The following is an 8,785-nucleotide window of genomic DNA, read 5'->3' as shown; positions in this document are numbered from 1 at the left end:
CCGCGGCGCCGCCGGCCGCCGCCCCCGGCCCGTCCCCGCCCCGCCGGCCGCACCCCCCCCGTCCCCGGGCCGGTCCCCCGCGGCGGGTAGACCGGGCACGAACCTCTCGGAACCGGGTAATCGTCACCTCAGACCATTCCACGCAGTCTCAACACCGAAGAGAGAGCCATGTCCCAGATCACCGCCGCGGACGTCAAGAAGCTCCGCGACCTGACCGGCGCCGGCATGATGGACAGCAAGAAGGCGCTGACCGAGGCCGAGGGCGACTTCGACAAGGCCGTCGAGATCCTGCGCGTCAAGGGCGCCAAGGACGTCGGCAAGCGGGCCGGCCGGACCGCCGCGAACGGTCTGGTCGCGCACTCCGGCAAGGCGCTGCTCGAACTCAACTGCGAGACCGACTTCGTCGCCAAGAACGACAGCTTCATCGCGCTGGCGCAGCAGCTCGTCGAGCACGGCGAGCGGGCCGGCGTCAGCAACGCCGAGGAGCTGCTCGCCACCGAGATCGACGGCCGCACCGTCGCCGACCTGGTCCAGGAGCAGTCCGCCAAGATCGGCGAGAAGCTGGTGCTCAACCGGTTCGCCAAGCTGGACGGCAACGTCGCGGTCTACCTGCACCGCAAGGCGCAGGACCTGCCGCCGGCGGTCGGCGTGCTGGTGCAGTACACCGGCAAGGCCGACGAGGCGGGCGACGCCGACGCGCGCGGCGCGGCGATGCAGATCGCCGCGATGCGGCCGCAGTACCTCACCCGCGACGAGGTGCCGGCCGAGGTCGTCGAGTCCGAGCGGCGCATCGCCGAGCAGACCGCCCGCGAGGAGAACAAGCCCGAGGCCGCGCTGCCGAAGATCGTCGAGGGTCGGGTCAACTCCTTCTTCAAGGACTTCGTCCTGCTGGAGCAGTCCTCGGTGACCGACAACAAGAAGACGGTGAAGCAGGTGCTGGCCGAGGCGGGCATCGAGGTCACCGGCTTCGTGCGGTTCGAGGTCGGCCAGGCCTGAGCCGGCTCGGGGCGTACCGCCCCGTGGGCTGGGAGCAACGACGAGACGAGGAGGCCGCCGGTGTACGCGACACACACCGCGGCCTCCTCGTCCCATAAGGTCGGCAGCGGCAGGTACGCGCACCTGGGCGCGCCAGTGGGGGAAGGACGGGCGGATGACGCAGGTTGTGAGTGACCGGACGTTGGCGGCGGACGATCCGACGGCACCACCGCCCGGCCGGGCCCGGCGGGTGGTGTTGAAGCTGTCCGGCGAGGTGTTCGGTGGCGGCGCGATCGGTGTCGATCCGGATGTCGTGCAGGCCATCGCCCGGCAGATCGCCACCGTGGTACGCCGGGGTGTGCAGGTCTCCGTGGTGGTCGGCGGCGGCAACTTCTTCCGGGGCGCCGAGTTGCAGAAGCGGGGCATGGACCGGGCCCGGGCGGACTACATGGGCATGCTCGGCACGGTCATGAACTGCCTGGCCCTCCAGGACTTCCTGGAGAAGGAGGGCATCGAGACCCGGGTGCAGAGCGCCATCACGATGGCCCAGGTGGCCGAGCCGTACATCCCGCTGCGGGCGATCCGGCACCTGGAGAAGGGCCGGGTGGTCATCTTCGGCGCCGGCGCGGGCATGCCGTACTTCTCCACCGACACGGTGGCCGCCCAGCGCGCGCTGGAGATCCACGCGGACGTCGTGCTGATGAGCAAGAACGGCGTGGACGGCGTCTACACGGCCGATCCCCGGATCGATCCGACCGCCAGCAAGTTCGACTCGATCACCTTCTCCGAGGTGCTGCGTCGCAACCTCCGGGTCGCCGACGCGGCAGCCTTCAGCCTCTGCATGGAGAACGGCCTGCCGATGCTGGTCTTCGGCGCGCAGGGCGACGACACCATCGTCCGGGCCGTGGGTGGCGACAAGATCGGCACGCTGATCACCACCTGAGCCGACCGCCGACGGCGATCTCGGCGGTCCCGGTGACCCGACAAGCCCACGACGAGCACAAGAAGGAGGCGAGGAGACCGGTGATCGACGACACCCTCCTCGAGGCCGAGGAGAAGATGGAGCGTGCGGTCGAGCACGCCAAGGAGGAGTTCGGCGCCATCCGCACCGGTCGCGCCACTCCGGCCATGTTCTCCAAGGTCATCATCGACTACTACGGCACCCCGACCCCGTTGACGCAGATGGCGTCGGTGGCCGTTCCCGAGCCGCGGATGGCCATCATCAAGCCGTACGACAACTCGCAGATCAATGCGATGGAGAAGGCGATCCGGGACTCGGACCTCGGGGTCAACCCGAACAACGAGGGCAACCAACTGCGCATCCTGCTCCCGCAGATGACCGAGGAGCGCCGCCGGGACATGATCAAGGTGGCCCGGCACAAGGGTGAGGAGGCGAAGGTCGCCATCCGCAACATCCGCCGCAAGGGCAAGGAGGAGCTGGACCGGCTCGTCAAGGACGGCGAGGTCGGCGAGGACGAGGGCCGGCGGGCGGAGAAGGAACTGGACGACCTGACCCAGCGCTACGTCTCGCACGTCGACGAGTTGGTCAAGCACAAGGAGTCCGAGCTCCTGGAAGTCTGACGCCGAGGTCACCACCTGCTTGATCATGAAGTTGTCGCCCTCGCCACCGGCGTGGCGTGGTGACAACTTCATGATCAGAGCTGTGGGAGCGGGCACCGGTACGTCCTGCCGGGCGGGCGGGTGCAGTAGGCTCGGCACGATTCCCGGTGACCCGACGGTGAACGGTGGGGATCGGCCAGCCGACAGGCCGGCACATAGACGGAGCGCCTCGCGCGGGTAGGGGATGGTAGTGGCTGTGCGTCAAGTGGTGGATCTCGTACCGCTCCCCCCTGGTGCGTGATGTCCCACCTCGACCCCTACGGCGGCGCCGAGGCCCGTGACTGGGATCGCCCGGACCGACCCACCTCGCTGCCCTGGCCGGACCCGGACGTCGAACCCGGTCCGTGGGGCCGTGGCCGGTACGGCGGCGACCGGCCCGCCCCGGAGAACCGCAACGGGCGTGGACCCGGCGGCTGGGACCAGCCACCGAACGGACACGGCGCACCCCGCGACCTGGACCACGGTGACGCACCCACCGCACAGATCGCGCCGGTGCGGGTCGGTGCCGGTCGGGACCACGACGAGGCACCCACCACCCAGTTGACGCCCGTGCGGGAGCACGACGACGCGCCGACCACCCAGCTCGCCGCCGTCCCACCGGGGAACGCGGACCTCGGGACGCCAGAGCCCGACGGGACCGACGGTCCGGGTCGGCGCCACCGGGGCCGGCGTCGGGCCGGTGCCGGTCGGCCGGCCACCCAGCAGGGCGCGAGCCGGGCCGGGCGGAACCTGCCGGCGGCCATCTCGGTCGGGGTGTGCCTGGGCGCGGCGGTGCTGCTGCCCCTGTTCCTCTACACCCCGGCGTTCCTGCTGGTGCTCGTCGCGGCGTTCGGCGTCGGCATCTGGGAGATGTCCCGCGCGGTACGCCGCGGCGGCGCCGAGGTGCCGCTGGTGCCGCTGGTCGCCGGTGGGGTGCTCACCGTGACCCTGGCCTGGTTCGCCGGGCTGGACGCGCTCCTGCTCGGCCTGCTGGTCACCGTGGCGGGCACCCTGGTCTGGCGGCTCGGCGACGGTACGGCCGATCTCCGTCGGGACATGACCGCGGCGACCCTGATCTCGGTGTACGTGCCCTTCCTCGGCGGCTTCGCCGCCCTGCTCGCGTCGTCTCCCGGTGACGGTGCACTGCGGGTGCTGGTGACGCTGGTCGCGGTGGTGCTCTCGGACACCGGGGGGTACGCGGCCGGCGCCAACTTCGGTAAGCGGCCGATGGCGCCGACGATCAGCCCGAAGAAGTCCTGGGAGGGCTTCGCCGGCTCGGTCGGTGCGGCGGCCCTGGGCAGCGCGCTGCTGCTCTGGCTGTTGTTCGACGTGGCGCCCTGGTGGGGTGCCGTGTTCGGGGTGGCGGTCTCCGGCGCCGCGGTCCTCGGTGACCTCGCCGAGTCGATGATCAAGCGAGATCTCGGCGTGAAGGACATGAGCAACCTGCTGCCCGGGCACGGCGGCCTGATGGACCGGCTCGACTCCGTCCTGTTCGCGGTGCCCACGGCGTACCTGCTGCTCGTGGTGTTCGTTCCGGCGGTGAACTGAGGCATGGCCCACGTCGGCGGGACCGGGAGACGGACGGTGCGGGAGCGGATCCGGCGCCTCCGCAGGGGTGTGTTCCGGGCCGGGCGTGCCAGACTGGACGTGCCATGACGAGTCTTCCCCTGATCCCGGTCGACCCGGACGCGCCTGGCGCGCGCCGGGCGGCGATGCCACCGCAACACCTCGCCGACCTCGACCTCGCCGGCCGCAAGGACCTGGTCACGAAGCTGGGCGAGTCGGCCTTCCGGGCCCGACAGATCTCCACCCACTACTTCGGCCGGCTGGTACGCGACCCCGCGCAGATGACCGACCTGCCGGCGTCGTCCCGCGACCGCCTGGCCGACCAGCTGCTGCCCCGGCTGCTCACCCCGGTACGCGAGCTGGCCTGCGACGACGGCGCGACCCGCAAGGCGTTGTGGCGGTTGCACGACGGCTCGTTGGTGGAGAGCGTGCTGATGGGCTACCCGGACCGGGTCACCGTCTGCATCTCCAGCCAGGCCGGATGTGGCATGGCGTGCCCGTTCTGCGCGACCGGCCAGGCCGGCCTGACCCGCAACCTCTCCACCGCCGAGATCGTCGACCAGGCGGTGTACCTGGCGGGCGTGGCCGCCGCCGGCAAGGTCGCCGGGTCACCACCGAGGCTGTCGCACGTGGTCTTCATGGGGATGGGTGAGCCGCTGGCGAACTACAACCGGGTGATCGCCGCGATCCGTCGCCTGGTCGCGCCGGCACCCGAGGGGCTCGGTCTGTCGCAGCGGCACATCACCGTTTCCACGGTCGGGCTGGTGCCGGCCATCCACCGACTGGCCAGCGAAGACCTCTCGGTGACTCTTGCGTTGTCGCTGCATGCCCCCGATGATGAGCTGCGCGACGAACTCGTGCCGGTCAACCAGCGCTGGAAGGTGTGCGAGGTGCTGGACGCAGCCTGGGCCTACGCGGCCCGCACGGGCCGTCGTGTGTCGATCGAGTACGCGATGATCAAGGACGTGAACGACCAGCCGTGGCGAGCTGACCTGCTCGGCCGGCTGCTGGCCGGCAAGTTGGCCCACGTGAACCTGATCCCGCTGAACCCGACTCCGGGCAGCCGCTGGGACGCCAGCCCGAAGCCGGTCGAGCGGGAGTTCGTCCGGCGGTTGCGCGACGCCGGGGTGTCCACCACGGTGCGGGACACCCGAGGTCGCGAGATCGACGGGGCATGTGGGCAGCTGGCCGCCGCGGAGGACAGTGGCACCGACCCGGCCGGGGAGATGACGGAGTGACCGGGCGTGGCGAACGAGACCAGGAGACATAGTGGCGAGTCAGGGTCAGCGTTTCCGGCGTAAGGCGCTCCGCCGGGGATACAAGGTTGACGAGGTGGACGCCTTCCTGGACCGGGTCGAGGCGACACTCGCCGGGCAGCCGGTCGGAGCGCCGGTGGCCTCGCAGGAGGTCCACGACGTCGTCTTCCGGGTTCGTTTCAACGGCTATGACGAGTGGCAGGTGGACCTGCACCTCGACCGGGTCGAACGGCAGCTGGCGGAGTTGGAGGAGCGCGGCGGCATGTCCGGTCGCGGCGACGGCCGGATGGGCCCGATGGACCGGATGGGCCCCGGCATGCGGGAGGACCGCGGCATGTCCCCGGTGCCGCAGCCGCCGATGCCACCCCGGGCGATGCCGGCGCAGGCCGGGCCACCCTACGGCCGCTACGACGAGCCGACGGGTGCCTTCGCCGGCGGGTACGACAATGCTCCCCGGGGTGGCTACGACGGCCCGCGCGGGGCGGCCGCCCCGATGGGTCCGGGTGCGCCGATGGGTCCTCCCGGCGGCATGGGCCACGGCGGGCCTCCACCGCGTGGTCTGCCCGCCGGCCCCGGCGGCTACGGTCCGCCGGACGCGCCGGGCGGCTACGGTCCGCCGGACGGCCCCGGTGGTTACGGCCCCCCGGATGAGCAGCGCTTCGACGGGTTCGAGGCGGGTCGGCACGGCCGTACCGACATGACCGCCGAGATCAGGCTGCCGGATCGGGATCCGCGGCGCGGCCCGGCCGGGCCTCCCGGCCTGCCGCAGCAGGCGCTCGGCGGCCCTCCGATGGGCGGCCCCCCGGCGATGGGCGGTCCGCCCGCGATGGCCGGTCCCTCGATGGGTGGGCCACCGATGGCTGGCCCGCCCGGCAGCGACCTCTACCGGGTGGACCAGATCCGCCGCAGCTTCCAGGTCCGTCGCTTCGGCAGCGGGTACGACCCGGACCAGGTGGACCGGTTCTTCGAGTCGCTGCTCGGCGGGATGGCCGGGCGCAACCAGATGCCGGTGAACCCGAAGGACCTGGACACGCTGCGCTTCGGACTGGTGCAGGGCGGCTACTTCGAGGCCGAGGTCGACGCCGCGCTGAAGAACGTGCAGGACATCCTCTTCGGCCGCTGAGCGGCACCAACGCGGATGGGCCCGCCTCCGGAGATCGGAGCCGGGCCCTTTTCGCTCGTTCGGGCAGGTGACGGCGGTGGGCCGAGGTCGTCCGCCGCCTCCGGGTCGCCGGTGCCGCGCAACGCGGTCCGGTCGCTCAGCCGCGCGGACGGTCGCGGGTCGCCGGAATCGTCAGGAGCGCAGGCCGTTGCGGCGCAGCACCACGTCACCGATCACGATGAGCAGCAGCAGCGCGGCCAGACCGATCAGCCAGAGGTTCTCGACCCTGCCCTCGTGGTTGCCGCAGAGCATGGCCAGCAGCGCGAACGCGGTGAGCACCGCGCCGATCCGCCCGGCCTTACGGTGCCCGGGCTTGTGCTGGTCTGGCGACGTTACCGGCTCGCTGCCTGCCACTGTCGGTCCTTCCTCGCGAACGGATCTCCGGCTAGTCTGGCACGTCCCCCGGGACGGTTTCCGGCCAGGGCCGATGGGCCCCGCTCCGGTGGGTGGAAGGGCACTACCGGCGTCGCGGGGCGAGGACCAGACTGCCTCCGGTAGCGTTCTGGGGCGTACACCTTGATTGTCGTTTTGAGGGGGAACTGCGGTGCGAGTGACCGGTACGGGGCACGCGAGCATGCGGATCGACACGGCCGCCGGCAGCATCCTGTGCGACCCGTGGGTCAATCCGGCCTACTTCGCCTCCTGGTTCCCGTTCCCCGACAACTCCCGGCTCGACTGGGAGGCGCTCGGCGACGTCGACTACCTGTACGTCTCCCACCTGCACCGGGACCACTTCGACGCGGCGCACCTCAAGCGGTACGTGTCGAAGAAGGCGACCGTGCTGCTGCCCGAGTTCCCCACCTCCGAGATGGAGGACGAGTTCCGCGAGCTGGGCTTCACGAAGTTCCTGAAGACCCGCAACGAGGAGGTCGTCGAGCTGGACGGCGGCCTGAAGATCATGATCCAGGCGCTGACCAGCCCGACCGACGGTCCGATCGGTGACTCCTCGCTCTGGGTGGAGTACGACGGCGTCCGGCTGCTCAACCAGAACGACGCCCGCCCGACCGACCTGAGCACCTTCGCCGAGCTGGGTCACGTGCACGCGCACCTGCTGCAGTTCTCCGGCGCCATCTGGTACCCGATGGTCTACGAGCTGCCCAGCGCGGCGAAGACCGCGTTCGGCAAGCAGAAGCGGGACCGGCAGTTCGACCGCACCTGGCGCTACATCGACGATCTCAAGGCCGACCACGTCTTCCCGATCGCCGGCCCGCCGTGCTTCCTCGACGACGAGCTGTGGCAGTTCAACGACATCTTCGGCGACGAGGGGAACATCTTCCCCGACCAGTCGGTCTTCCTGTCCGAGTACGCCAAGGTCGGCGGCACCAACGGCATCGTGCTGCTGCCCGGCAGCGTCACCGAGGTCACCACCACCGGGGCCACGACCACCCACCCGGTGCCGGTCGAGGAGTTCTTCGCCAACAAGGTCGCCCACCTGGAGGAGATGCGCGAGCGCAAGCGGCCGATCATCGAGGCGGAGAAGGCGTCCTGGCGGCACCCCGAGGTCGACGTGCTCAAGGAGCTGAAGCGGCGTGTCGAACCGCTGCTCGACGAGTCGATCTACCTGGCCAAGGGGGTCGGCGGTCCGGTCCGCTTCGACCTGGTCGGCTACGACGGTGAGAGCATCGAATCCATCGTGGTCGACTTCCCGGGCAAGCAGGTGCGGCCGTACGCCGACGAGAAGGTGCGCTACCGGTTCCGTACCGAGCGGGCGCTGGTGGAGCACCTGCTGCACATCGGCGAGGTCGACTGGGTCAACTCCCTCTTCCTGTCCTGCCGCTTCTCGGCCGCCCGGATCGGGCAGTACAACGAGTTCGTCTACGCCTTCTTCAAGTGCCTCTCCACCGAGCGCCTCCAGTACGCCGAGGGCTGGTACGACGAGCACGAGCGGGCCGTCGACGCCGAGGACATCACCCTCGGCGACTGGGTGGTGCAGCGGCGCTGCCCGCACCTGAAGGCGGACCTGAGCCGGTTCGGCATCGTCGACGGCGACCAGCTCACCTGTCAGCTGCACGGCTGGCGGTTCGACCTGCCCAGCGGGCGCTGCCTGACCAGCGTCGGCCACAAGGTCCGCGCCCACCGGGTGGGCGAGGATGTCGCGGTCGCGCAGGCCGCCCCACCGGCGAGTTGAGCCCGTCCGCGTCGGCGGCCCCAGCCGGGGACGCCGACGCCTCGCCTACCGACCCCGGTCGGCGAGGATGCGCTGGGCGGCGTTGTGGCCGGCGGCGCC

8 protein-coding genes are annotated in these 8,785 nt (G+C 71.0%); 7 read left to right on the top strand and 1 reads right to left on the bottom strand.

Annotation, left to right across the window (positions count from 1 at the left end; genetic code table 11):
- The first annotated feature begins 168 nt into the window (after window positions 1-168).
- The 6 genes from tsf to V5O40_RS27340 all read left to right on the top strand — a co-directional run bounded on the left by tsf (window position 169) and on the right by V5O40_RS27340 (window position 6,519).
- Window positions 169-996, top strand: a complete 828-nt coding sequence (gene tsf, locus V5O40_RS27365; protein WP_332908128.1) for a translation elongation factor Ts — start codon at window positions 169-171, stop codon at window positions 994-996.
- 154 nt (window positions 997-1,150) lie between these two features.
- Window positions 1,151-1,918, top strand: coding sequence for a UMP kinase (gene pyrH / locus V5O40_RS27360; RefSeq protein WP_093401681.1), 768 nt, complete (start codon window positions 1,151-1,153; stop codon window positions 1,916-1,918).
- An 80-nt stretch (window positions 1,919-1,998) separates the two neighbouring features.
- Window positions 1,999-2,556, top strand: a complete 558-nt coding sequence (gene frr / locus V5O40_RS27355; protein WP_332908129.1) for a ribosome recycling factor — start codon at window positions 1,999-2,001, stop codon at window positions 2,554-2,556.
- Between the two features lie 279 nt (window positions 2,557-2,835).
- Entirely contained in the window at window positions 2,836-4,122 is a 1,287-nt protein-coding gene (locus tag V5O40_RS27350) for a phosphatidate cytidylyltransferase (RefSeq protein WP_332908127.1), read from the top strand.
- 104 nt (window positions 4,123-4,226) lie between these two features.
- Window positions 4,227-5,378, top strand: a complete 1,152-nt coding sequence (rlmN, locus tag V5O40_RS27345; protein ID WP_332908126.1) for a 23S rRNA (adenine(2503)-C(2))-methyltransferase RlmN — start codon at window positions 4,227-4,229, stop codon at window positions 5,376-5,378.
- 31 nt (window positions 5,379-5,409) lie between these two features.
- Window positions 5,410-6,519 (top strand): DivIVA domain-containing protein, encoded by a 1,110-nt coding sequence (locus tag V5O40_RS27340; protein ID WP_332908125.1) that lies wholly within the window; start codon window positions 5,410-5,412, stop codon window positions 6,517-6,519.
- 171 nt (window positions 6,520-6,690) lie between these two features.
- Here the strand turns inward: V5O40_RS27340 and V5O40_RS27335 are convergent, their stop codons facing one another.
- Window positions 6,691-6,912 carry a DUF2631 domain-containing protein gene (locus V5O40_RS27335; RefSeq protein ID WP_093401678.1) on the bottom strand — a complete coding sequence of 74 codons (222 nt, stop codon included), beginning with the start codon at window positions 6,910-6,912 and terminating at the stop codon, window positions 6,691-6,693.
- Between the two features lie 190 nt (window positions 6,913-7,102).
- Here V5O40_RS27335 and V5O40_RS27330 point away from each other — a divergent pair, with 190 nt between their 5' ends.
- Entirely contained in the window at window positions 7,103-8,686 is a 1,584-nt protein-coding gene (locus tag V5O40_RS27330) for a Rieske 2Fe-2S domain-containing protein (RefSeq protein WP_332908124.1), read from the top strand.
- Window positions 8,687-8,785: the final 99 nt, after the last annotated feature.

Origin of the sequence: Micromonospora palythoicola (assembly GCF_036689795.1) — a bacterium.
In the GTDB taxonomy this organism is placed as follows: domain Bacteria; phylum Actinomycetota; class Actinomycetes; order Mycobacteriales; family Micromonosporaceae; genus Micromonospora; species Micromonospora palythoicola.
This window is presented reverse-complemented; position numbering and strand designations above follow the sequence as displayed.

Bases quoted from the DNA above. Each gene is read 5' to 3' on its own strand.
- pyrH (WP_093401681.1), top strand. From the start codon at position 1,151: ATGACGCAGGTTGTGAGTGACCGGACGTTGGCGGCGGACGATCCGACG.
- tsf (WP_332908128.1), top strand. From the start codon at position 169: ATGTCCCAGATCACCGCCGCGGACGTCAAGAAGCTCCGCGACCTGACC.
- V5O40_RS27350 (WP_332908127.1), top strand. From the start codon at position 2,836: ATGTCCCACCTCGACCCCTACGGCGGCGCCGAGGCCCGTGACTGGGAT.
- rlmN (WP_332908126.1), top strand. From the start codon at position 4,227: ATGACGAGTCTTCCCCTGATCCCGGTCGACCCGGACGCGCCTGGCGCG.